Consider the following 24526-nt stretch of genomic DNA (forward strand, 5'->3'; position numbering starts at 1 on the left):
CGGCGGGTACGCGGCGGGCCGGTAGGAGGCCCGCGCGCCGCATGCAATGCGGATCAACCGCCGCTCTTGAGCAGCCGTGCCTGGAAGAAACCGTCGCCGCCATCCTCGCCCGGCAGCCGCTGCCGTCCCCCCGCATCGGCATGGCCGAGCGCCGCCGGCAGCGGCTGCAGCTGCGCGTCCGCGGTACGGGCAAGGAACGCGGCGATCTGGCCGCCATTTTCGCAGCGGAGGATCGAGCAGGTCGCATACAGCAGCACACCGCCGGGGCGCAGCACGCCCCACAGCGCGTCGAGCAGCCGCGCCTGCAGGGTGGTCAACGCCTCCAGGTCGCCGGCGCGGCGGTGCAGGAGCACGTCGGGCTGGCGGCGGATGATGCCGGTCGCCGAACACGGCGCGTCCAGCAGCACCGCATCGAACGGCTCCCCGTCCCACCATGCCGCGGGCTCGGCGGCGTCCGCCGCGCGCACCTGTGCGGTGGCGCCCACGCCGGTGCGCTCGAAGGTTTCCCGGATGCGCTGCAGGCGCCGCGGATCCACGTCCAGCGCCAGCAGCCGCAACGACGGATCGCGCTCCAGCAGGTGCGCGGCCTTGCCGCCGGGCGCCGCGCAGGCATCCAGCACCCGGGCGCCGGCGGCGGGCGCCAGGGCGTCGGCCACCTGCTGCGCGGACAGGTCCTGCACCGAGACCGCGCCCTGCGCGAAACCCGGAAGGCTGGCGACCGGCACCGGTACCGGCAGCCGCACCGCATCGGCCGCCAGCGGTGTGGCCAACGCCTCGATGCCCGATCCGGCCAGCAGCTCCAGATAGGCCTCGCGGCGGTACTGCCGGCGGTTGACCCGCAGCCACAAGGGCGCCGGTTGCAGGCTCGCGGCGAACACCGCCTCGGCCTGTGCCGGCCAGTCGTGGCGGACCCGCGCCTGCAGCCACGCCGGCCAGGCCTCCGCGGGCTGCACCGCCGGAAATCCCTCGCGCTGGGCCCGCCGCAGGACCGCATTGACCAGCCCGGCCTGGCGCTCGCGGCCCAGCGCTCGCGCCGCGTCCACCGTGGCCGACAGCGCCGCATGCGGCGGCATCGCCAGCGCATCCAGCTGCGCGAAGCCGGCCAGCAACAGCCCCTTCAGCTCACCGTCGCGCGGTCCCAGCGGCTTCTGCAGCCACTGTCCGAGCGCGCGTTCGTACGCCGTGCAGCGGCGCAGCGCGGCGAAGCAGATCGCCTCGAGCAGGGCGCGATCGCGGCCGTCGGCAAGCCGGGGCAAGGCCGTCGCCAGCTCCGTGCGCAGCGAGCGTCCGCGTCCGACCACTCCGGCCAGCACCCGCGCGGCCAGCGCCCGTGTCTGCACGCCGGGCGCGGCCGGGACCGCCTCCGCGCGCCCTCCGGATTGCGCTGTCGCCATCGCTCAGCCCTCCACCGGCAGGTCGCGGCGGGCGTTGAGATAATCGGCGGCGGTGATCGCCTTGCCGCCCTCGCGCTGCACCACGCGCAGGCGCAGGGCGCCCTGGCCGCAGGCGATGTCGATGCCGTCACGGGAGGCGGCGATCACCGTCCCCGGCACGCGGCCGCGGTCGTCCTCGATCGCCACCGCCCCGTGGATGCGTACCCGCTCACCGGCCAGCAGGGCCTCGGCCACCGGCCAGGGGTTGAATGCGCGTACGCGGCGCGCCAGCACCGGCGCGGCCTGGCTCCAGTCCAGCCGGGCCTCGGCCTTGTCCAGCTTGTGCGCGTAGGTGGCACCGGTGTCCGGCTGCGCCTGCGCGACCGGCTTGAGTCCCGCGCGCAGCAGTCCGAGGCCGTCGGCCAGGACCTGCGCACCCATCTGTGCCAGCCGGTCGTGCAGCTGCCCGCCGGTGTCGGTCGCGGCGATCCCGGTGCGCTGGCTCAGCAGGACCGGCCCGGTATCCAGCCCGGCCTCCATCTGCATCAGGCAGACGCCGGTCTCTTCGTCGCCGGCCTCGATCGCGCGCTGGATGGGCGCCGCACCGCGCCAGCGCGGCAGCAACGACGCGTGCACGTTCCAGCAGCCATGGGTCGGGATCTCCAGCACCGCCTGGGGCAGGATCAGGCCGTAGGCGACCACGACCATCAGGTCCGGCTGCAGCGCGCGCAGCTGCTGCTGCGCCTCGGGGGTGCGCAGGGTGTCCGGCTGCAGCACCGGAAGCCCGCGGACGATGGCGTCGCGCTTGACCGGCGATGGCATCAGCCCACGGCCGCGGCCGGCCGGCCGGTCCGGCTGGGTGTAGACGGCCACCACCTCGTGGTGGCGCGCGGCGGCCCCCAGCGCGGCGACGGCGAACTCCGGCGTACCGGCGAAAACGATTCTCATGGTGATCCAACTCCCGGAAAGAACGACGGCGCCGGGAACCGGCGCCGTAGGCTGCTGCGACCCCACCCCGCGCGGCAACCGGCGCGGGGCCGGCTCAGGCGACGTGCTTGCGCTGCTTGGCCAGCTTCTTGCGCACCATCTCGCGCTTGAGCGGCGAGAGGTAGTCGATGAACAGCTTGCCGTCCAGATGGTCCATCTCGTGCTGGATGCAGGTGGCCAGCAGGCCATCGGCGGCAAGCTCCTGCGCCGCGCCCTGGCGGTCGAGGAAGCGCACCACGATGCTGTCGGCACGGGTCACGTCGGCATAGATGCCCGGTACCGACAGGCAGCCTTCCTGGTAGACGCGGCCGCCCTCGCTGGCGCTGACGATCTGCGGGTTGATGAACACCTGCGGCGTGTCGTGCTCCTCGCTGACATCGATGACCATGAAACGCTTGTGGACATCCACCTGGGTGGCGGCCAGGCCGATGCCCGGCGCCTCGTACATGGTCTGGAACATGTCGTCGAGCAGCTGCTGGAAGTCCGCCGTGGTCACTTCCGCGGCATCGATGGTGGCGGCCTTGGTCCGCAGCCGCGGGTCGGGAAATTCGAGAATGGGCAGGGTGGCCATGAGTGCACCGATGGAAAAGACGCCGCGCAATCCGGCAGGATGTCGCAATTCTAACGCCTGCGCTTGCCCGGCGCCCCGCGTTCTGCACTATAGTGCGCGGACCTGTTGGGGAATCAGGCAGATCGCAGCCATGCTGAAACAATTACGTACGGTCGCCGCCGTTGCGTTGCTGACCGTGACGGCCTATGCCGTGGCGGTGGAAACAACCGCCACCCATCCGGACACCTATGTGGTGCGCAAGGGTGACACGCTCTGGGGCATTGCCGCCCGTTTCCTGGAGAAGCCGTGGCTTTGGCCGGAGATCTGGCAGGCCAACCCCCAGGTGGACAACCCGCACCTGATCTATCCGGGCGACGTGCTGAGCCTGGCCTACCTGGACCGGGTGACGCCGCAGGCGCAGGTCCAGCCGGGCGCCCGCAGCGAAGCGCCGATCAACGCGATCCCGCTGTCCGAGGTTGAACCGTTCCTGAAGAACCTGACCGTGGTGGAGGAGTTCAAGCACCTTCCCTACGTGGTCGGCCTGGAAGACAGCCACCTGCTGGCCAGCGCCGGGCAGATGGCCTACGTGCGCGGGCTGCAGGACGCCCAGGCCGGGCAGCGCTACGCCGTGCTGCGCCCGACCGTGCGCTATGGCAAGCCCCAGCCCAGCCGCGACCTGGACGCCCGCGGCAACCCCACGCCGCTGTCCGGCAACCTCTGGAAGAACTACGTCGCCGGCAGCGAGCGGCTGGGACTGCTCGGCCATGAACTGGCCCAGGTCAACGTCGGCACCGTGACCCGCCTCGGCGGCGGCCGCGACGAGACCGCGACCCTGCTGCTCGAGGACAGCGGCCGCGAAGTCCGCGCCGGCGACCGGCTGGTGCCGGTGCAGGCCCAGCCCTACGACCTGCAGTTCATTCCACACCCGCCGGCGGCCACCGCCGAGGCCGGGCGGCTGCGCGTGCTGGCGGTCGCCGACACCTTCACCTCCGGCGGCCCGCGCGACGTCATCGCCATCTCCGGCGGCGCCCGCGACGGCATCGACAACGGCACCGTGTTCTCCGTCTGGCGCAGCGGGCGCCACGTCAACGACCGCGTGACCGGCATGGACACCTCGCGGCTGGACGACGTCCTGAAGCCGGGCGCCGGACGGGTGGCGCTGCCCGACGAGTATGCCGCCCACGCGATGGTGTTCCGCACCTTCGACAAGGTCAGCTATGCGCTGGTGATGGAAGGCACCAAGCCGGCACGGGTCGGCTACGAGCTCAAGCACCCGGACGCGCAGTAGGCACCGCGCGGCAGACCCCGACATCACCGCAGGACGGCGCCCGAGGGCGCCGTCGTCGTCTGTGGCCCATCCTGGCGGCGTGTCCACATTGCCCGCCGCCGCCGGCACGCCCCAGCAGGAGACCGATGCCCTGCTCGCCCTGCTCCTTGCCGGCGGGCCGGTACGACCGCTGCGCACCCTGCTCGACCGGGCCGGCAGTGCATGCGCCGCGCTGGCGGCCGGTGCCGAGGCCTGGCGCGCCGCCGGCATCGCCTCCCGCCAGGCCCAGGCATTGGCGGCGCCGGTGGGGGGCTCCCCGCTGCGGCACATCCGCCACTGGCTCGAGCAGCCCGGCCACCACCTGCTCGGCTGGCAGGCGGCCGATTACCCGGCAGCGCTGCGCAGCAGCCCGAATCCCCCCTTGGCACTGTTCGTCGACGGGGACCCCGCCTGCCTCTGGCAGCCGGCCATCGCCGTGGTCGGCTGCCGCACGCCCAGCAGCGGCGGCCGCGATACCGCCTACGCCTTCGCCCGCGGACTCGCGGCCAGCGGGCTGTGCGTCGCCAGCGGCCTGGCTGCCGGCGTGGACGCGGCCGTCCACCGCGCCGCCCTGGACGCGGGCTGCACCACCTTCGCCGTCATCGGCACCGGCCCCGACCAGGCCTATCCGCGGCGCCATGCCTCCCTGCAACAGGCCGTCGCGGCCGCCGGCGCGGTGGTCAGCGAGTATCCCCCCGGCACGCCGCCGCGCAGCGGCCAGTTCCCGGCCCGCAACCGGCTGCTGGCCGCCCTGTGCCTGGGAACGGTGGTGATCGAGGCCGGCGAACGCTCCGGCGCGCTGATCACCGCGCGCCTGGCCGCGGAGGCCGGACGCGAGGTGTTCGCGGTCCCCGGCTCCCTCCACAACCCCATGGCCCGCGGCTGCCACCGGCTGATCCGCGACGGCGCCACCCTGGTGACACAACCGGCCGACGTCCTGGAGGGCGTGGCCAACCTGGCCGGCGAACTGGCCGGCGCCTTGCAAAACCGGCTGCTGGCCCCCATCCCTGAGGCGCCGCGCAGCCCCTGCCCGGCCCCCACCCTGCCGGATCCGGATCACCAGCGCTTGTGGAATGCGCTCGGCTACGACCCTACCGGTATGGACACCTTGACCGAACGCACCGGATTGACGGCCAGCAGGCTGTCCTCCATGCTGCTGGTCATGGAACTGCAGGGAACGGTAGCGTCGGCCCACGGCCGCTATGCCCGAACCTGAGGTTCCTTCACCTCCACAGCGCCCGCAAGGCGCAGGCCGAGGCAATGAAAGAGAGCATTCTGGATGTCCTGCTGTATCTGTTCGAACACTATTTCAGCGAGGATGCCGAGCTCGCAAGGGACCGCGATTCGCTGCAGAACGGCCTGATCCAGGCCGGTTTCAGTCCCTCGGAAATCAACAAGGCCTTCGACTGGCTGGACGCCCTGGCCGAGCAGCGGCCGGCCGTCGGCCAGGCCCGCGTGGATGGCCCGGTGCGCGTGTTCCACGGACCGGAGCTGGACAAGCTGGACACGGAAGGACGCGGCTTCCTGCTGTTCCTCGAGCAGCACGGCATCCTCGACGCCGACCAGCGCGAGCTGGTGCTGGACCGGGCGATGGCCCTGGACCAGGACGAACTGGACCTGGACGACCTCAAGTGGGTCGTGCTGATGGTGCTGTTCAACCAGCCCGGGGCCGAGGCGGCCTATGCTTGGATGGAAACGCAGATGTTCATCGACGAGCCCGAACCCCTGCACTGAGGTCCGCGGCGGCCATCGCCTGGCGGACCACCCGCACCTTGCCTCCTGCGCGGACGGCCACCGCCCAGGCAGCGGCCTCTACTCCCGGTGTGCTCCTCGGCATATCGGCATACCCGTCTCCACCTTCCCGGCGGCGCACGGATTTCCGGCGATCGGCGGAAATCGGCACACGACAGGCACGCCGGCTCGACTACGATAGGCGGGCCGCCGCCGGGAACCCGCCGTTCCAGGCGGCGTACAGCTATCTGCCAGCCGGTTGCGACGGCTGAATCCGGACGAACAGAACCTTACGGGGAACCAAGATGAGTGAGTGGTATTACGCCGATGCCCAGCGCGAACGGCAGGGGCCGGTGGACGCCGGCACCCTGCGCGACAGATTCCGCAGCGGCGAGCTGGACCTGTCCACACTGGTATGGCGCGAGGGCATGCCGCAATGGCAGGCGCTGTCGACGGTCGCCGACGAGCTGCAGCTGCTGGTACAGGCCGACACCGGCATCGACCTGCGCGCCGACTACGAGGCCATCGAGAACGGCAGCGCCAGCGCACAGGCCGCCGCACGCGCCGAAGCGCAGTCGCCCTACAGCGCGCCGGCCACCGCGGCCCTGGCCGACAACGTGGTCGGTGGCGGCGAGATCGTCCATGCCGGGTTCTGGAAGCGGGTGGCGGCCTACTGCATCGACAGCCTGGTCGTGGGCATGGTCGGCGGTGTCATCGCCATGGTGCTGGGCATGGTGCTGGGTATCGGCATGGCCGGCATGGGCAGGAACAGCGAGGCCATGGGGGCCGGGTTCATCTTCATCCAGCTGCTGGTCAACCTGGTGTCCATCGCGCTTTCAGCCGCCTATTACGCCGGCTTCCATGCGTCCGCCGGCAAGGCCACCCTGGGCAAGATGGCCGTGGGCATCAAGGTGGTGCGCAGCAACGGCGAGCGGATCAGCCTCGCGCGCGGCATCGGCCGCTATTTCGCGGCCATGCTCAGCGGCCTGATCCTGTGCATCGGTTACCTGATGGCCGCCTTCACCGAGCGCAAGCAGGGCCTACACGACATGATCTGCGACACCCTGGTGGTGGACAAATGGGCGTTCACCGACCATCCGGAATGGCAGCAGCGGGGCCTGGGCACGGTGACCATCGTGATCCTGTCGATCTTCGGCCTGCTGCTGGTCGTGGGCATCATCGCCGTGCTGGCGATCATCGGCATCGCGGCCGCCAGCCTCAACTGAAATGCATGGCCGCCGCTTGACAACCGCGGCCGGCCATGATTTCTCTTGACGCGGAAAGCTGAACGCCCGGGCCCTGCCCGGGCGTCGGCATATCCGCTGCGGCCGCCTCCGCTTCACTATCGGGCGCGTTTGCGCCACCCTAGCGCCCCCACCGGGGCCCCCTCCCCCGCAAGAACCCACTGACATGCCCAAGCACCTGCTCATCGTCGAATCGCCCGCCAAGGCCAAGACGATCAACAAATACCTCGGCAAGGACTTCACCGTCCTGGCCTCGTATGGGCATGTGCGCGACCTGGTTCCCAAGGAAGGCGCGGTCGATCCCGAGCAGGGCTTCGCCATGCGCTACGACCTGATCGAGAAGAACGAAAAGCACGTCGAGGCCATCGCCAAGGCCGCCAAGAGCGCCGACGACATCTTCCTGGCGACCGACCCGGACCGCGAGGGCGAGGCGATCAGCTGGCACATCGCCGAGATCCTGAAGGAGCGCGGGCTGCTGGAGGGCAAGCCCATGCAGCGCGTGGTCTTCACCGAGATCACCCCGCGCGCGATCAAGGAGGCGATGGCCCAGCCGCGCGCCATCGCCGGCGACCTGGTCGATGCCCAGCAGGCCCGCCGTGCGCTGGACTACCTGGTCGGCTTCAACCTCTCGCCGGTCCTGTGGCGCAAGGTGCAGCGCGGCCTGTCCGCCGGCCGCGTGCAGAGCCCGGCGCTGCGCATGATCGTCGAGCGCGAAGAGGAGATCGAGGCGTTCAAGGCCCGCGAGTACTGGTCGATCCAGGCCGACTGCGCGCATCCGACCCAGCACTTCTCGGCCAAGCTCATCAAGCTGGACGGGCAGAAGTTCGAGCAGTTCACGATCACCGACGGCGACACCGCCGAGGCCGCCCGGCTGCGCATCCAGCAGGCCGCCCAGGGGCGCCTGCACGTCACCGACGTCGCCAGCAAGGAACGCAAGCGGCGCCCCGCGCCTCCGTTCACCACCTCCACCCTGCAGCAGGAGGCCTCGCGCAAGCTCGGCTTCACCACCCGCAAGACCATGCAGGTGGCGCAGAAGCTGTACGAGGGCGTGGCGATCGGCGATGAGGGCACCGTCGGCCTGATCTCCTACATGCGTACCGACTCGGTGAACCTGTCGCAGGATGCGCTGGACGAGATCCGCGACGTGATCGCCCGCGATTTCGGCACCGCCTCGCTGCCCGACAAGCCCAACACCTACACCACCAAGAGCAAGAACGCGCAGGAAGCGCACGAGGCGGTACGCCCGACCTCGGCGCTGCGCACCCCGGCCCAGGTGGCCCGGTTCCTGTCCGACGACGAGCGCCGGCTCTACGAGCTGATCTGGAAGCGCGCGGTGGCCTGCCAGATGATCCCGGCCACGCTCAACACGGTCAGCGTCGACCTCGCCGCCGGCAGCGAGCACCTGTTCCGCGCCAGCGGCACCACCGTCGTGGTGTCCGGCTTCCTGGCCGTCTACGAGGAAGGCAAGGACAACCGCAACGCCGAGGACGAGGACGAAGGCCGCAAGCTCCCGGCGATGAAGCCCGGTGACAACGTGCCGATGGAGCGGGTCGCTGCCGAACAGCACTTCACCCAGCCGCCGCCGCGCTACACCGAAGCGGCCCTGGTGAAGGCGCTCGAGGAGTACGGCATCGGCCGTCCGTCGACCTACGCCTCGATCATCCAGACCCTGCTGTTCCGCAAGTACACCGAAATGGAGGGCCGCAGCTTCCGCCCCACCGACGTCGGCCGTGCGGTCAGCAAGTTCCTGTCCAGCCACTTCACCCGCTACGTCGATTACGACTTCACCGCCAAGCTCGAGGACGAGCTGGACGCGGTGTCGCGCGGCGAGGAGGAGTGGGTGCCGTTGATGGAGCGCTTCTGGGGCCCGTTCAAGGAGCTGGTGAGCGACAAGAGCGAATCGCTGGATCGCACCGACGCCGGCAGCGCACGGGTACTGGGTACCGACCCGAAGAGCGGCAAGGACGTCAGCGCGCGTATCGGCCGTTTCGGACCGATGGTGCAGATCGGCACCGTGGAGGACGAGGAGAAGCCCAAGTTCGCCTCGCTGCAGCCGGGCCAGAGCATCTATTCGATCTCGCTGGACGAGGCCCTGAAACTGTTCGACATGCCGCGCAAGCTCGGCGTCGACGCCAACGGCGAGGACGTGAGCGTGGGCATCGGCCGCTTCGGCCCGTTCGCCAAGCGCGGCAGCACCTATGCCTCGCTGAAGAAGGAGGACGATCCCTACAAGATCGACCTGCCGCGGGCGCTCTTCCTGATCGAGGAAAAGGAAGAGATCGCGCGCAACCGCATCATCAAGGCCTTCGAGGGCTCGGAGATCCAGGTCCTGAACGGCCGCTTCGGCCCCTACATCAGCGACGGCAAGCTCAACGGCAAGATCCCCAAGGACCGCGAGCCCGCTTCGCTGACCCTGGCCGAGGTCGAGCAGCTGATGGCCGAGACCGGCAAGCCGGCACGCAAGGGCTTTGGCGCCAAGAAGACCGCGGCCAAGAAAACCGCGGTGAAGAAGGACGCGGCGCCGAAGAAGGCCGCGGCGAAGAAAGCGCCGGCCAAGAAGGCCGCGACCAAGAAGACCACCGCCAAGAAGGCGGTCAAGAAAGCGGTCAAGAAGACCGTCGTCAAGAAGGCCGTGAAGAATACCGCCGACGACGACGCACCGCCGTTCTGAGTGCGCGACCCCCTTGCCGTCCCGGCAAGGGGCTGCCCGGCACTCCCGCACCAGGCGGTCTCTGGACAGCCTGCATGCCACGCCCGCCGCCACCCCGGCCCGGCGGGCCCCACAGCCCACCGACCGATGACGATGCCGACCCTGCCCGACCGCGATCCCGCCACGCTCCTCCCGCCGCTGCGCGAGGGCGGCGTCATCGCCTACCCGACCGAAGCCGTGTGGGGCCTGGGCTGCGATCCCGGCAACGAAGCCGCGGTGATGCGGCTGCTGGCGCTCAAGCAGCGCCCGGTCGGGAAAGGCCTGATCCTGGTCGCCGCCGAGGTGGCCCAGCTGGACGGCTGGGTACGCCTGGACGCGCTGACGGCCGAGCGCCGGGCCGCGGTGCTGCAGAGCTGGCCCGGCGCGCATACCTGGGTCGTTCCCGCCGGACCGCGCGCGCCGCGCTGGATCACCGGCGCCCACGACGGCATCGCGGTCCGGGTCAGTGCCCACCCCCAGGTATGCGCCCTGTGCCGGGCCTGGGGCGGGCCACTGGTCTCGACCAGCGCCAACCTTGCCGGCCAGCCCCCTGCACGCACGCGCGACCAGCTCGATCCGGCCCTGCTCGCGCACCTGGACGGCCTGCTCGACGGCGCCACCGGCGGCCAGGCCCAGCCCACCCGCATCCGCATCGCCGCCAACGGGCAGGTCCTGCGCGACTGAAGCGCGCGTGCCGGCCCACGCCGCGCGCCCTTGCACCGCACGCCGCATGCGGCACCATGGCGCCATGCGCGCCGACCTGCTCCTGCTGGCCACCCTTCTGACCCTGGCGTCTCCGTCGGTGCCGGCCGCGGGACCGCCCCCCGCCGACAGCGTGCGCGTGTACCGCTGCGTGGCGGCCGACGGCACCGTGGCGTTGCAGGATGCCCCGTGCGATGGCGGCCTGCGGCAGCAGGTGCGCGACCTGCCGCGCCCACAGCCGCCGCCGCGTCCGGCGCCCGCCCCGAGCACGCCTCCCCAACCACAACCGATCGAGCGCGAGGTGCGCATCGTCACCGTGCAGCCACCGCAACCGCTGTACGAGTGCCTTGCGCCCGACGGCGAGCGCTATACCAGCGACGACGGCCTCGGTCGACCGCGCTGGGTGCCACTGTGGGTCACCGGGCATGGCCCCCTCCCGCGCCATGCCCGGGCCAGCGTGTCAGGCCACTTCGGGGGCGGCTCGGGCGGCATCGCCGTCCAGGGTGGCACGGGCCCGACCCGGCCGCTGCCGGCCCTGGCCGGCGGCACCTGGGTCCGCGACAGCTGCCACCCGCTGCCGGCGCAGGAAGCCTGTGCCCGGCTGCGCGACCACCGTTGGACGCTGGTACGCCGCTACCACAGCGCCCTGCAGAGCGAACGCCAGGCCCTGACCCGGGAGCAGCGCGGCATCGAAGCGCGTCTGGACCGCGACTGCGGAGGTCATTGACGCGCCGCCCCTCCCGCCCGACGGCACCGCCGCGGCGCAGGGACTGACGCCCGCAGCGGCGGCCCTCCGCGATGGGCCGCGAGCCGACAGGCTGTATGCATGCCCGGCCGCGCCGGACACCGCGCCCACGACCCTGTGCCGCACGGGCACCGGGACGCCCACCACGGTACCCGTAGCGGCCAGTCCCGGATCCATCGCCGGGGCGGCACCCCCGTCGCCCGGACGGCGCGGCGCACCCGTGCCGGCGGAGGGCCGACGGCGCTCAGAAACCGTAGCGCAGGAACCCGCCGTCCACCGCGATGCACTCGCCGGTGACGTAGCTCGACGCCGGCAGGCACAGGAAACCGACCGCGGCGGCGACCTCCTCCGGCTCGCCGATGCGGCGCATCGGCGTACGCGCGACCACCTCGTCGTAGTAGTCGGGATCGGACAGCGGCCCGGAGGTGCGGCGGGTGCGGATGTACCACGGCGCCACCGAGTTCACGCGGATGCCGTCCTCCGCCCATTCGCAGGCGAGGTTGCGGGTCATCTGCTGCAGCCCGGCCTTGGTCATGCCGTAGACCACTCCGCTGCGCACATGGGTGATGCCGGAGACGCTGCCGACGTTGACGATGGCCGACGAGGCATGCCGGGTCAGCAGCGGGTGCGCATAGCGCGACAGCTCGAACGCCGAGAACAGGTTGGTCTCGAAGATCCCGCGCCACTCGTCCTCGCTGTAGTCGTTGGCCGGCCGGGTGACGTTGCCGCCGGCGTTGTTGACCAGCAGGTTCAGCCCCCCGTGGTCCTCGACCCAGTCCAGGATCGCGTGGCGGTCCTCGTCGTCGGCGACATCGGCCGACAGCCCGTGGATCCGGCGGTCGGGGTGTTCGTCGGCCAGTTCGTCGCGCACCTGAGCGAGGGCGTCGCCGTCGCGCGCCACCAGCAGCAGGTCGGCGCCGAAGCCGAGCAGCTCGCGCGCGATCGCCAGGCCGATGCCGGCACTGGCGCCGGTGATCAATGCGGTCTGTCCGTCCAGCCGCCAGCGGTTCATGGTCATGCGCCAAAGGATACCGCCGCGCGCCGCCGCGGTCAGGAGGCCGCCCTGCTTCCACCGGCGGCGAACGGCGGCGTCCGCTCCCCAGAAACGGCAACGCCGCCCGGAGGCGGCGCTGCCGACAGGCCTGCGGTGGTGCCGGCCTACAGCCCGCAGAAACAATAGGCCAGGGTCTTCACCGGCGCGCCGTCGCGGTCCTTCACCGCGTCCTCGACGAAGCGCAGCTGCGTATCCAGCTCCGGCATCGTGCGCGCCAGCATCATCCGCGCCAGGCCCGAGTCGGACAACGCCCAGGCGCCTGCGCGGCTGCCGGCAAAGCCGCTCATGAACTGCGCGAACGGGGTGGCGCCCTTCTCGATGTAGCGCACGCGGTAGGCGTCCGGGGCCCCCAGCCGTGCACGCTCGGCGGCATCGGCCACGGCGGCCTTGAGTCCGCCGAATGCGTCCACCAGCCCGCGCTCCTTGGCCTGCGCACCGCTCCACACGCGGCCGCGGGCGACCTCGTCGACCGCTTCCACGCTGCGGTCGCGGGCCTGCGCCACCTTGCCGGTGAAGTCGGCGTAGCCCTTGTCGATCACCGACTGGATCACCCGCCCCACCGCCGGGTCCATCGGCCGGGTCACGTCGAACGCCCCGGCGAAGCGGGTGGTGCCCACGCCGTCGGTATGCACGCCGATCTTGTCCAAGCTGCGTGCCAGGTTGGGGATCATGCCGAAGATGCCGATCGAGCCGGTGATGGTCGATTCGTCGGCGTAGATGCGGTCGGCGTTCATGCTGATCCAGTAGCCGCCGGAGGCGGCCAGGTCGCCCATCGACACCACCACCGGCTTGCCCGCGGCCTTGAGCGCCTCCACCTCGCGGCGGATCTGCTCGGACGCGAACACTTCGCCACCGGGCGAGTCCACCCGCAGCACCACCGCCTTGACGTCGTCGTCCTCGCGGGCCTCGCGCAACAGCGCCGAGGTCGAGATGCCGCCAACGCGGCCCGCCGGCAGGTCGCCGCCGGCGATCTCGCCCTCGGCCACCACCACCGCGACCTGCGGACGCTTGTCGATCGGCGAACGCCGCGCGTCGATCTGGGCCAGGTAGTCGCCCAGCGCGACCTGGCGGAAACCGCCGTCGGCATCGCTGTCGGCGACCCCGCGCTCGGTGAGCAGCGCCTCCACTTCCTCGCGGGTCTTCAGGCCGTCCACCAGCTTCTGCTGCAGCGCGAAGCGCGCCAGGTCGCCGCCGGCCGCGGCGATGCCCTCGGGCAGGGTGTCGATGCCCGCCGCCAGTTGCGCGGCATCCAGCTTGCGCGCCCCGGCGATATCGCCCAGGTAGCGCTGCCAGACATCGTTCATCCAGAACAGGTCGGCTTCCTTGGCCTCCGCCGACGCCGCGTCGAGCACGTAGGGTTCGGCGGCGGACTTGTACTCGCCCACCTTGAACAGGTGCACGTCCACGCCCAGCTTGTCCTGCAGGCCGGCGCGGAAATACTGCCGGTAGCGGCCCAGACCCTCCAGCAGCACGCTGCCCATCGGGTCCAGGTAGATCTCGTCGGCCTGCGCCGCCAGCAGGTACTGCGACTGGCTCATGTTCTCGCTGTAGGCCACCAGCTGCTTGCCCGAGGCGCGCAGCTCCTGCAGCGCCGCGGCCACCTCGCGCATCGAGGCGAAGCCGGACGGCTGCAGCTTGTCCAGGTGCAGCACCACCCGCTCGATCTTCTTGTCCGTGCGCGCCGCATCGATGGCGCGCACCAGGTCGCGCAGCTGGATTTCCTCGGCGTTGCTCTCACCGACCAGGCGCGCCAGCGCGCGGCTGACCGGATCGATGCTGTACTGCTCCACCAGCCGTCCTTCCGGCGCGATCACCAGCGTGGTGCGGTCGTGCAGCACCTTGGCCGACGACGCGCCCTTGCCCATGGCCACCATGAACACGATCAGCACCAGGAACAGCAGGCCGAAGAACATCAGGTTGAGGATCAACCGCCGGGTGAAGTTCATCACGTCCCACAGCCCGACGAAGAAGCGGGCGATGGGGTTGCGGGGAGGAATCGGTGGCGGGTTCATGGACGCTCCAGAAGAGGCTTGTTGCAACGCAGGATACCCATAGCTGGGGCAATCGGCATGCGCTTCACGTCACGGGGTCCGCGGGCTGGAACAACCGCCGGCTGCTGACCCGCAGGCGCCAGCCCATCAACACCGCCGCCACGGACAGGCCCATGATCAGGCCGACCCACATGCCCTGCGGCCCCCAGCCCAGGCCCAGGCCCAGGCCGCTGCCGAGCGGCATGCCCACGCCCCAGTACGCGAACATGGCGATGAACATCGGCACCCGGGTGTCCTTGAGCCCGCGCAGCGCGCCGGCGGACAGCACCTGGATGCCGTCGGGCAGCTGGAAGGCCGCCGCATACAGCAGCAGCGCGGAGGCCAGCGCCGCCACCGCCAGGTCGTCGGTGTACAGGCGGACCACCGCGCTGTGCCCGAGCAGCAGCACGGTGATCGACAGCAGCTGCGTGACCATCACGATGGCGTAGCCGGCCCAGGTGGCGCGGCGCACCCCCGCCGGGTCGCCGCCGCCCACGGCGTGGCCGACCCGCACGGTGGTGGCTTCGGCCACGCCCATCGGGATCATGAAGCACAGCTGGGCGACGTTGATCGCGATCTGGTGCGCGCTGGCCTCGACCGCGCCGATGCGCCCGATCAGCAGCGCGGTGATGATGAACAGCCCGCCTTCCATCAGCACGGTGATGCCGATCGGCAGGCCGGTGCGCAGCAGGTCCCAGATCGCCCGCCAGCGCGGCGGCTCGAAGCGTCCGAACAGCTGCAGGTGGGCGAACCGGCGGGTCTTCCACAGGTAGGCCGCGAACCCCAGCGCCTGCACCCACATCGTCACCGACGACGCGATGCCCAGGCCGCGCGCGCCCAGCTCCGGGAAGCCCAGCCGGCCGTTGCACAGCACATACCCCAGCGGACCCAGCACCAGCAGGCCGCCGAAGCCGAGCACCATGGTCGGCAGCGTCCAGTGCATGCCCTCGCTCAGGTAGCGCATGCAGAAGTACAGCGTCAGCGCGGGCACGCCCCAGCGGATGGCGTGCAGGAAGTCGGTGGCGCCCGGCACGATCTCCGGCGCGATGCCGAACGCCGGAAGGAAGCCCGGGACCACGCTGAGGAACAGGAACATCAGCGTGCTCAGGCCCACGCCCAGCCACAGTGCCTGGCGGAACAGGGGACCGATCTCGCGCTCGCGCCCGGCGCCGTGCAGCTGCGACACCGAGGCGGTGAGCGAGATCAGCGTGCCGATCGGCACCAGCATCGGCAGCCACAGCAGGGCCGTGCCGATGCTGACCGCGGCGAAGGTGGCGGTGCCGTGGTGGCCGGCGATGGTGTTGTCGACGAATGCGATCAGGCCGGTCGAGACATGGCCCAGGACCAATGGCAACGCGAGCGACCCCGTGGCGCGCACTTCCTGGTGGAAGCGCGGCGTGGCGGTAAGGGTGGTCATACGGGAAAAGACACGGACTGCGGCCGGCGCGGGACGCGCTGTTGCCGGGTCGTGGAAGCGGCCTATTGTAAAGGCAGGCGGGGGCGAAGAGGAGTGAACGGTGCCTGTCACGGCGACCGCCGCGAGGCGGCCCGGCTACCGCCCCTCGACCCGCCGCCGCAGCCAGGCTCCGCGGTCGGCGGCGGCGACGGCCAGCAGCTGCTCGCGCAGCCGCGCCCGCTCCTGCGGCGGCGTACGCTGCGACAGCACCGCCAGCAACCGCAGGTGCTCGGCATCGAGCTGGTGCAGCAGGGCCAGCATCGGCGCGCGCTGCGTATCGGGCAGGTAGCCCAGCAGCGGCTGCAGTTGGGGGTACACCGCGCCCAGCTTCGGGCCAAGCCGCCAACCGTCGCGGTACAGCCGGTCCAGGTCCAGGAAGCGGGCGTGCAGAGCGTCGCGTTCCGCGCCCGGCAGCGCCGCCACCGCGGCCGCCGCCCGGCGCACCCGCTGCCGCTCGCTCTCCGGCAGGGCCCGCCAGGCCGCGTAGCGCGCACGCAGATCCTGCTGGCGCGCCGGCGGCAATGCCGCCCAGCGCTGCTGTGGATCCAGGGCCTCGGGCACCGGGATGGCGCGCTCGCCGGCACCCGGAAGCCCGGTCGCCGGCGCGGCCTGCGTCAATGCCGGCAACAGCACCAACAGCAGCAGGCGCGGCTCAATCCTCGTCATCGACCGTCTCCAGGGCCACTCCCGCCGGCTCGACGCGGCCGGGCCGGACCTGCGATTCGTCCACCGGCATCGGTCCGCCGGCGGCCTGCCAGGCGTAGAAATCGGCGTCCTGCGCCAGCCCCAGCTCGGGATCGGCGATCATCGCCGCATCGGCGACCGCCAGGCGGTCGCCGGCACCGGGCGCGGGCGCGCCGGCGTCGCCCGGCAACGCCTCGACCCGCACCGGGCCATTGTCCGCGACCGCGCCGTCCGCCGGCGGCCGCGGCGCCGGGAGGACGTCCCGGCCCTGGTACCGCCAGCCCCAGAGCCCGGCCGCCAGCGTGAGCAGTACCAATGCGCCCCACAGCCAGATCCATCGCCGCCTGCCGTCGGCCGGGCGCGACGACCGCCGGCGGCGGACGGCCCACGCACCGGCATGCGGCGCGGCCGGCGCCGCGGCGGAAGGCCGCGCGTCCGCCGCCAGCGATCCCCGCAGGCGCTCCAGACGCTCCAGGCGTTCGGGCGGCACCTGCCGCACCTGGACCTGCACCTGTTCGGCCAGCGCCCGCCAGGCCGCCGCATCCGGCTGCCCCTGCGCATCCAGCGGACAGGCGCCACCAAGGGCCACGCGGTAGGCCTCCGTCTCGATGCCCAGCACCGCCGCCGCCACGGTTTCGTCCAGCCCGGCCCCGATGCGCAGCAGCAATGCCAACCGCTCGGCCGGCGCCAGCGTGGGCAGATGCGCCAGCTCCGGCGGCCACCGGCCGGCGTCGCCGGCGGTGTACAGGCCCGGTGCGGCACACAGCAGCGTCCAGAAACGCGTCGGCCAGTCGGCCATGGGCAGGGCCGCGGCCGGGCCGGCGAACGCCTGCATCGCGGCCGCCACGGCGCGGTCGCCGCCCTCCTCGTCACCGGCCTGCAGCGCCGCGACCACCAGGGCGCGGCGCTCGATGCCCTTCAGGAACGCGGACAGGGCACCGCCGGCGCCCGTCACGGAAGTGGCGGTAGCCGCCATCAGGTGTACTCCTTCATCGCCGGCATGATACCCAGCGCGTCCCGGCCTGCGCAGACGCCGTACGGCCGGCGTGCACACGCCCTTCACGGCGGTTCGGGCTGGCCCTGCCGCAACTTGTGCACAGCGTCAATAGGTGGATCGCATTTGCCCGCATTTTTGCCCACAGCCCCGCGTTTCGCTTTTGTTTCACGGCCAAGTTGTTGATTTGAAAGAATTTGCGCTTGTGGCTATTTTTTGACCAAGTTGAGGCAAAGGCTTCAACCACCGCCCTGGACGCGTGGAGCACCTCGCTGATGCACAGACTTATCCACAGCAAATGTGGATAAACCCAAATCTCCAGCAACGGCCGGTGTTTACGCACCATTTATGCTTTCCGGCACAACACGCACGGCCCCGCCGGCAACGGCGGCCGGCCCGGCCCGGTACCGCGGCGGACACGGCCAGCGCCGACGTGGTCGCCCCACTACACTGCCGCACATGCCCTTCTGCCCCACCCTGCGCGTCGCCCTGCCGGTGCCGCTGCCCCAGACCTTCGACTACCTGCCGCCGGCCGGCCGGCCCGCGGCCACCGCGGACGACGTCGGACGCCGGATCCGGGTGCCGTTCGGCAACCGCGAACTGGTCGGCGTGGTCGAGGGCACCGGCGCCACGGACGCTCCCGCCACGCTGCGGGCGGCGCTGGAATGGTGCGACGGGCAGCCGCTGCTCGGCGGCGAACTGCTGGCCTCGCTGCGCTGGCTGGCGCGGTACGCGCACGCCCCGCTGGGCGAGGTGCTGGCCACCGCGCTGCCGGCGCCGCTGCGCCGGGGCGAGCCGCTGCCCGAGACCCAGGACTGGGCCTGGACGCTGACCGAGGCCGGCCACCTGGGCCGGGACCGCCTGCGCGCGGGCACCCGGCCCCAACGCCTGGCCGAGCTGCTCGCCACCGGTGCGGTGGCCGAGACCCTGCTGCCCTCGCACCTGGACGGCTGGCGCGAGGCCTGCCGCGCCCTGCTCAAGCGCGGCTTCGTGCAGCGGGTGGCCATCGCCGCGGGCGCCGTGCCCGCGCACCCGCTCGCCGGACCCGTACCGAACCCGCAGCAGCAGACGGCCATCGATGCGCTCACCGGCGCCGACGGCTTCCAGCCCTTCCTGCTGGACGGCGTCACCGGCAGCGGCAAGACCGAGGTCTACCTGCAGGCCATCGCCCACTGCCTCGCGCAGGGCCGCCAGGCGCTGGTGCTGGTACCCGAGATCGGCCTCACCCCGCAGATGCTGGCGCGCTTCCGCGCCCGGCTCGGCATTCCGGTGCAGGCGCTGCACTCCGGCCTCAACGACGGCGAACGCGCGCGGGTCTGGGCCGCCGCGGCGCGTGGCGAGGCGCGGGTGGTCGTCGGCACCCGTTCGGCGGTGTTCACGCCGTTGCCGCAGGCCGGGCTGCTGATCGTCGACGAGGAGCACGACGGCAGCTACAAGCAGCAGGACGGCATCCGCTACCACGCCCGCGACTTCGCCCTGGTACGCGGCAAGGCGCTGGGGGTGCCGGTGGTACTGGGCAGTGCCACGCCCTCGCTGGAATCGCTGCACAACGCCCGTGCAGGCCGCTACACGCACCTGCGCCTGCAGCAGCGCGCGGGCGATGCCCGGCCACCGGCGGTGCGGGTGTTCGACGTGCGCAAGCGCCCCCTGCAGGACGGCCTGTCGCCGGACGTGCTGGCCGGCATCGCCCAGCACCTGCAGGCCGGCAACCAGGTGCTGGTGTTCAAGAACCGGCGGGGCTATGCGCCGGTACTGCTGTGCCACGACTGCGGCTGGACCGCGCCCTGCACCCGCTGCAGCACGCCGCTGCATGCCACGCCGATGACCGTGCACGCGGGTGGCCGCCGCCTGCAATGCCACCACTGCGGCGCCCGCGCCCCGGTGCCGCTGGCCTGCCCGGACTGCGGCAGCCTGGCGCTGCAGCCGCAGGGCATCGGCACCGAGCGGCTGGAGGAACGGCTGCTGCAGCTGTTCCCCGAGCACCCGGTACTGCGCATCGACCGTGGCACCACCGCGCGCCGCGACGCGCTGGCGCAGACCCTGGCGACCCTGGGCGAGGCCCCGGGCATCCTGGTCGGCACCCAGATCCTGGCCAAGGGCCACGACCTGCCGCGGCTGACCCTGGTGGTAGTGGTGGGCATCGACGAAGGCCTGTTCTCGGCCGACTTCCGCGCCAGCGAGAAACTGGCCCAGCAGCTGATCCAGGTCGCCGGCCGCGCCGGCCGCGCCGACCGCCCCGGAGAGGTCTGGCTGCAGACCCACCATCCCGACAACGCCCTGCTGCACACCCTGGTCAACGGCGGCTACCACGCCTTCGCCGACGCCGAACTGGCGCAACGGGAGAGCGCCGGGTTTCCCCCCTTCGCGCACCTGGCGCTGCTGCGCGCGGAGGCCAAGCAGGTCGAACACGCCAACGCGTTCCTGGCCGCGGTGCGGCAGGCGATCCCCGCCACCACCGCGGTGGAGCACTACGGTCCGATGCCGGCACCGATGCCGCGCCGGGCCGGTTTCCAGCGCACCCAGCTGCTGCTCTCCGCTCCCCAGCGGCGGGCCCTGCACGGTCTGCTCGACGCCCTGCTGCCGCAGGTCTATCCGTTGCCGCAGGCCCGCCGCGTGCGCTGGTCGCTGGACGTGGATCCGGTCGACCTGTACTGAGTCCGCCGGAACGCCCGCCCCACCGGCACGCCACCGGGGACCGCACCCGCACGGCGGCGGGGACGCCGCGACGCCCCCGCCCATCCGCGCACTAGTGCCCGGCTGCTCGCCGGGCACCCGTCCACCCCGCGCGCCGGCGCGCCGCGGTCACCAGGTACGGCGCAGCGGGTGGGCCTCGGTGTTGAACACCACGCCGTCGAAGTCCAGCGCCGTGGCCGGGGCGAACAGCAGGTAGTAGTACTTGAAGGTCTCGGCGAACAGGAAGCTTTCCATCGAATCGTCCTTCTCCTTGCTGCGCACGTCCTTCAGCGCCGAGAAGCCGTGCTCGGTACGGGTGTGCTTGACGAAGTCGTCGAAGAATTCCTTGCCCATGCCGCGATAGCGCGCGTCGCCGGTGTAGTGGTGCAGGTAGTAGGCCGATTCGATGATTTCCGGACGCAGCGCGTAGCCCGGCGAACGCACCTCCATCGCCGCGTAGTCCAGCGACTCCGGTTCGATGCCGTGCAGGCGCCACATCTTCAGGTTGGACTCCTGCAGGCGCTTGGCCCGGTCCAGGTCGCCGCCCAGGGCCAGCAGGCCCGGCATAAAGGCGTCCAGCGCCCCATAGGTGGTGGAGGTGCGCTCGCCGCTGTCCATGTCGGCGTGGCCGTACCACAGCTCGCCGTCGCGCACCTCGTCGGCCAGGTACCGGTTCAACGGCCCGATGCTCTCGTCCCACATGCGCTTGCAGTCTTCGTCGCCGAACAGCTTCCAGCACTTGAGCAGGTACTCGTAGTACGAGTCGACGCCACCGGCGATCGACGCGTCCTTGTTGGTCCATTCGCCGCTTTCGACATCGATGTTCAAGCCGACCAGGCCGATCTTGGAGCGGTGGTTGAAGGTCTCCACCAGCGCACGCTTGGCCTTGTCGTAGTACGCCTGCTTGCCGGTGAGCTTGGCCAGGGTGCCGAACTCCAGCAGCAGGGTACCGGTCTCGGCAGGGTTGCTGATCTTGCCGCGGGTCTTGCCGGTGCGCAGGTTGACGTGGGTGTAGGGCAGGCCGGTGGGGCTGTCGAACACCGGCGACAGGCGCGTGCCCAGGTCGTCGGCCAGCGCGAGCAGGCGCGCGTCATCGGTCATCTGGTAGGCCGACAGCAGGCCGCCGAGCAGGCGGATGGTGACCTCGAAGTTCTGCACCTCGATGTCCTGGTCGAAGGACAGCCGGCTGACGATCAGCTCACGCGCCTCGTCGGCCTCCTTGTCCATGCCCAGCAGCAGCAGCGTGTCCAGGGCATCGACCGGCGACATCAGCAGCGGCACCGGGTACCAGTCGCGCGGCTGCGCGCTGATCGGCTTCAGGTCGTCGTGGCCCTTGGCGTACTGCATGTAGCCCTGCCAGGCATGGCGGGTGGCCTCGCGCACCTGCTCGGCCATGCGCGCGGCTTCGGCGTCATCGACCGCCGGCACGTCGGCCGACGCGGCGGCCGGGTCGGCCACGGCCGCTGTGGCGGCGGCGCTGGAGGCGGGCGGCGCTGGGTTGCAGGCGGACAGCGCCAGCAGCAGGGCGGCGGCGAGGGGGGCATTGCGCAGGGCTCGGTTCATCATCGGGTCCTCGGAGTGGATGCGGGGTCTTGCGGTGGAACGGAAGGGGCATGCAGGGCATCGCCCAGCGTGTGCAGGTGCAGCGCGGCGCGCAGCGTGTCCAGCGGAACGTCGCCGCGCACGCGCAGCTCGCGGGTTTCGCCGGGCAGCAGATCGAAGGCGTTGTCGTCGACGCCGGCGCCGGTGTCGCCGAAATCGGCCCATACCGCGCGCACCAGGCCATCGGCGTGCAGCCGCAGGTGGTGGCCGCCGCCGGCATCGCTGCGCAGCTCGGCACGCAGCTGGTTGGCGGCGAGCGCCTGGGCCTTGGCCGGAACGAAATGCACCAGCCGCCGCGCGATCACGTGGCCGTCCTGCAACAGCTCGAACGCCGCCACGCTGCGCGCCGGGTCGTGGCCCTTGAGCAGGTCGGCGTCGACCAGGTCGGCCACGGCGGTGCTGCTCATCGGCGGCAGGGTGATGGTCTCCTGCTGGCGTGCGAACTCGCCGCCGGCCACGTCCATGACCCGCACGCGCCACTGCGCGGTGAGCGGCTGCCGGCCATCGTTGAGCAGGCTGAAACGGGTGACGCCGTCCTCGTCGCGCAACGCGGCCACCGCCACCTCGGCGAAGAAGCGGCGGGCGTGGTAATGCAGTGCCTTCCAGTGGCCGAAGTAGTCGATGCTCGACCACGACGCACCCGGCCATACGTCGTTGAGCTGCCAGTACAGCGAGCCCATGGTGTAGGGGCGCGAAGCGCGGTGGTGCAGTGCCGCCAGCGCGATGCCCTCGGCCTGCATCACCTGGCTGAGATAGACGAAATCGGCGAACGAGGCCGGCGTGCCGTACTCCCGCTCGATGTAGTGCAGCAGGCGCTCGTTGCCCTGCCCGGCCATGAATTTCTGGTGGGCACGGATCACCGGGCCGTCGATCCGCTGCTCGTCACGGCGCGCGAACGCATCCACCGTGGAGCGCTGCGGCCACGCCTGCAGGCCGTACTCGGACATGAACCGCGGTGTCTCGCGCAGGTAGGCGGTGGCCGGCAGCGCCGGGCCGCCCCACACGTCCCAGTAGTGCTTGTCACCGCGCGTCGAGTCGTTGGCCTTGACGTCCAGGTCGTTGCCCGGCGAACTCGACCAGTACGGCACGCCCAGCGCCTCCTCGGCCACCACCCGGCGCAGGTCGGTGCCGAACAGGTCCACGTAGCCCTGCCACACCTTCGCCGCGAACGCGGGGTCGGCCGCAGCCAGGTCCCTGCCGTGGCCCCAGTCCTTCCAGGCGGTCTCTTCTTCGTTGTTGCCGCACCACAGCACGATGCTGGGGTGGTGGCGCAGGCGGCGGATGTTGTCGCGCGCCTCGGCCACCACGCTGGCGCGGAACGCCGGATCGTAGCCGGGCTGCATGCCGCCGCCGAACATGAAGTCCTGCCAGACCAGCAGGCCGAGCTCGTCGGCGATGTCGAAGAAATCGTCGCTCTCGTAATAGCCGCCGCCCCAGTTGCGCAGCATGTTCATGTTGGCGTCGCGCGCGGCCTGCAGGTCGCGGCGCAGGCGTGCGCGGGTGACCCGGGCCGGGAACGATTCGAACGGAATGACATTGGCGCCCTTGGCGAACACCGGCACGCCGTTGATGACGAAAGCGAAGCCCTGCCCGCCCCCGGCATCGGTGTCGCGCTGCAGCTGCACGCTGCGCAGGCCGGTGCGGACCATGGCCTCGCGCGCGGGCTCGCCGCCGCCGTCGATGCGCGCCTGCACGGTATAGCGATCCTGCGCGCCGTAGCCCACCGGCCACCAGCGCCGCGGCTGGGCGATCTCCAGCGGCAGCTGCACCGTGTTGGCGCCGGGCTGCAGGGCGACCTCGCGCTCCAGGCGGGCAACACGGCGGCCGTCCGGGTCGAGCACGTCCACCACCACGCCGGCCTTGCCGGCCACCGCGCCCTGCTCCACCTCCAGCAGCACGCTCAGGCGCGCGCGCTGCTCGTCCAGCGCATCGGTACGCACCGCCAGGTCGGTGATGCGGTGCCGGTCCCAGCTGTCCAGGTGCACCGGCCGCCACACGCCGGCGGTGACATAGCGCGGCCCCCAGTCCCAGCCGAAATGGTAGGCCGGCTTGCGCGTGAAATTGCCGACCATCGCGTCCTTCGGCTCGTCGCCGTAAGGAGAGGGATAGTTGCCGGCGATCTTGTGCGGCATCGCCTGCACCTGCGGCAGCAGGGTGCGGATCGGCGAACGGAACACGACACGCAGCTCGTTGCCGTGCGCGCGCAGGCGGCCGTCGACGCGCGCGCGCCAGGTGCGGTGCGCGTTGTCGGCCTCCAGCAGCGGCCGGCCATTGAGGCTGACCTCGGCGAAGGTGTCCAGCCCGTCGAAACGCAGCTCGGCGTGGCGCCGTGCCAGCGTGGCCGCATCGACGTCGAAGCGCGCGCGGTATTCCCAGTCGGCCAGGCCGATCCACTGCAGGCCCGCCTCGGCGGCGCCGGCATACGGGTCGCCGATCACCCCGGCGGCCTGCAGGTCGGCATGCACGCTGCCCGGCACCTGCGCCGGACGCCACGCATCCAGCCCCGGGTGGGCCTGCAGCTGCGCATCGCCCGGTACCAGGCGGACGTGCCATTCCGCCGGCAGCGGTGCCGCCGCCGCGGCGCCTGCCAGCGCGCACGACAGCGCCAGCAGCGCCCGCCAGCCGGCACGGACGACACCAGTTTGCATCGATCCAAATCTCCTGCGCACGTCCTGCATGTGGACTCCTTCCTGCTGCCGGTTGCGG

18 protein-coding genes are annotated in these 24526 nt (G+C 71.6%); 8 read left to right on the forward strand and 10 right to left on the reverse strand.

Annotation, left to right across the window (positions count from 1 at the left end):
• Positions 1 to 53 precede the first annotated feature (53 nt).
• From rsmB to def, 3 genes are all read right to left on the reverse strand, one after another.
• Positions 54 to 1394, reverse strand: a complete 1341-nt coding sequence (gene rsmB / locus K5L01_RS12410) for a 16S rRNA (cytosine(967)-C(5))-methyltransferase RsmB (RefSeq protein WP_250064812.1) — start codon at positions 1392 to 1394, stop codon at positions 54 to 56.
• 3 nt (positions 1395 to 1397) lie between these two features.
• Positions 1398 to 2321 (reverse strand): methionyl-tRNA formyltransferase, encoded by a 924-nt coding sequence (gene fmt / locus K5L01_RS12415; protein ID WP_250064813.1) that lies wholly within the window; start codon positions 2319 to 2321, stop codon positions 1398 to 1400.
• Between the two features lie 94 nt (positions 2322 to 2415).
• A complete protein-coding gene (def, locus tag K5L01_RS12420) occupies positions 2416 to 2931 on the reverse strand; it encodes a peptide deformylase (protein ID WP_250064814.1) in 516 nt (171 codons plus the stop codon).
• A 130-nt stretch (positions 2932 to 3061) separates the two neighbouring features.
• Between def and K5L01_RS12425 the strand changes: the two genes are divergently transcribed.
• From K5L01_RS12425 to K5L01_RS12455, 7 genes are all read left to right on the forward strand, one after another.
• Complete coding sequence (locus tag K5L01_RS12425; RefSeq protein WP_250064815.1) at positions 3062 to 4198, forward strand: LysM peptidoglycan-binding domain-containing protein; 1137 nt, start codon at positions 3062 to 3064, stop codon at positions 4196 to 4198.
• 88 nt (positions 4199 to 4286) lie between these two features.
• A complete protein-coding gene (gene dprA / locus K5L01_RS12430; RefSeq protein WP_250064990.1) occupies positions 4287 to 5432 on the forward strand; it encodes a DNA-processing protein DprA in 1146 nt (381 codons plus the stop codon).
• Positions 5433 to 5476: 44 nt separating this feature from the next.
• The gene (locus K5L01_RS12435) at positions 5477 to 5950 is read left to right on the forward strand and encodes a DUF494 family protein (protein WP_250064816.1); all 474 of its coding nucleotides are present in this window, start codon (positions 5477 to 5479) and stop codon (positions 5948 to 5950) included.
• 302 nt (positions 5951 to 6252) lie between these two features.
• A complete protein-coding gene (locus K5L01_RS12440; RefSeq protein WP_250064817.1) occupies positions 6253 to 7173 on the forward strand; it encodes an RDD family protein in 921 nt (306 codons plus the stop codon).
• 184 nt (positions 7174 to 7357) lie between these two features.
• Positions 7358 to 9862, forward strand: coding sequence for a DNA topoisomerase I (locus tag K5L01_RS12445; RefSeq protein WP_250064818.1), 2505 nt, complete (start codon positions 7358 to 7360; stop codon positions 9860 to 9862).
• Positions 9863 to 9994: 132 nt separating this feature from the next.
• A complete protein-coding gene (tsaC, locus tag K5L01_RS12450) occupies positions 9995 to 10564 on the forward strand; it encodes an L-threonylcarbamoyladenylate synthase type 1 TsaC (protein ID WP_250064819.1) in 570 nt (189 codons plus the stop codon).
• Between the two features lie 64 nt (positions 10565 to 10628).
• Positions 10629 to 11309 (forward strand): DUF4124 domain-containing protein, encoded by a 681-nt coding sequence (locus K5L01_RS12455; RefSeq protein WP_250064820.1) that lies wholly within the window; start codon positions 10629 to 10631, stop codon positions 11307 to 11309.
• Positions 11310 to 11571: 262 nt separating this feature from the next.
• Here the strand turns inward: K5L01_RS12455 and K5L01_RS12460 are convergent, their stop codons facing one another.
• The 5 genes from K5L01_RS12460 to K5L01_RS12480 form a co-directional block, all read right to left on the reverse strand.
• Positions 11572 to 12345, reverse strand: a complete 774-nt coding sequence (locus K5L01_RS12460; protein ID WP_250064821.1) for an SDR family oxidoreductase — start codon at positions 12343 to 12345, stop codon at positions 11572 to 11574.
• Between the two features lie 140 nt (positions 12346 to 12485).
• Positions 12486 to 14393: a signal peptide peptidase SppA gene (gene sppA / locus K5L01_RS12465; RefSeq protein WP_250064822.1), complete on the reverse strand. Its 1908-nt coding sequence runs from the start codon at positions 14391 to 14393 to the stop codon at positions 12486 to 12488.
• Positions 14394 to 14457: 64 nt separating this feature from the next.
• Complete coding sequence (locus K5L01_RS12470) at positions 14458 to 15828, reverse strand: MATE family efflux transporter (protein WP_250064823.1); 1371 nt, start codon at positions 15826 to 15828, stop codon at positions 14458 to 14460.
• A 135-nt stretch (positions 15829 to 15963) separates the two neighbouring features.
• Positions 15964 to 16533, reverse strand: coding sequence for a DUF3106 domain-containing protein (locus K5L01_RS12475; protein WP_250064824.1), 570 nt, complete (start codon positions 16531 to 16533; stop codon positions 15964 to 15966).
• Positions 16520 to 17527, reverse strand: coding sequence for a hypothetical protein (locus K5L01_RS12480; protein WP_250064825.1), 1008 nt, complete (start codon positions 17525 to 17527; stop codon positions 16520 to 16522). The genes K5L01_RS12475 and K5L01_RS12480 overlap by 14 nt, the downstream gene beginning before the upstream one ends.
• Before the next feature lie 477 nt (positions 17528 to 18004).
• On the opposite strand from K5L01_RS12480, the gene K5L01_RS12485 reads away from it, so the two are divergent.
• Positions 18005 to 20200: a primosomal protein N' gene (locus K5L01_RS12485; RefSeq protein ID WP_250064826.1), complete on the forward strand. Its 2196-nt coding sequence runs from the start codon at positions 18005 to 18007 to the stop codon at positions 20198 to 20200.
• 147 nt (positions 20201 to 20347) lie between these two features.
• Here K5L01_RS12485 and K5L01_RS12490 read toward each other — a convergent pair whose 3' ends face one another.
• Together K5L01_RS12490 and K5L01_RS12495 are read right to left on the reverse strand one after the other, a co-directional pair.
• Positions 20348 to 21781 (reverse strand): glycoside hydrolase family 47 protein, encoded by a 1434-nt coding sequence (locus tag K5L01_RS12490; RefSeq protein WP_250064827.1) that lies wholly within the window; start codon positions 21779 to 21781, stop codon positions 20348 to 20350.
• The gene (locus K5L01_RS12495) at positions 21781 to 24468 is read right to left on the reverse strand and encodes a beta-mannosidase (RefSeq protein WP_250064828.1); all 2688 of its coding nucleotides are present in this window, start codon (positions 24466 to 24468) and stop codon (positions 21781 to 21783) included. Before K5L01_RS12495 ends, K5L01_RS12490 begins: the two co-directional genes overlap by 1 nt.
• Positions 24469 to 24526 lie beyond the last annotated feature (58 nt).

This window comes from Stenotrophomonas mori (assembly GCF_023556335.1).
In the GTDB taxonomy this organism is placed as follows: domain Bacteria; phylum Pseudomonadota; class Gammaproteobacteria; order Xanthomonadales; family Xanthomonadaceae; genus Stenotrophomonas; species Stenotrophomonas mori.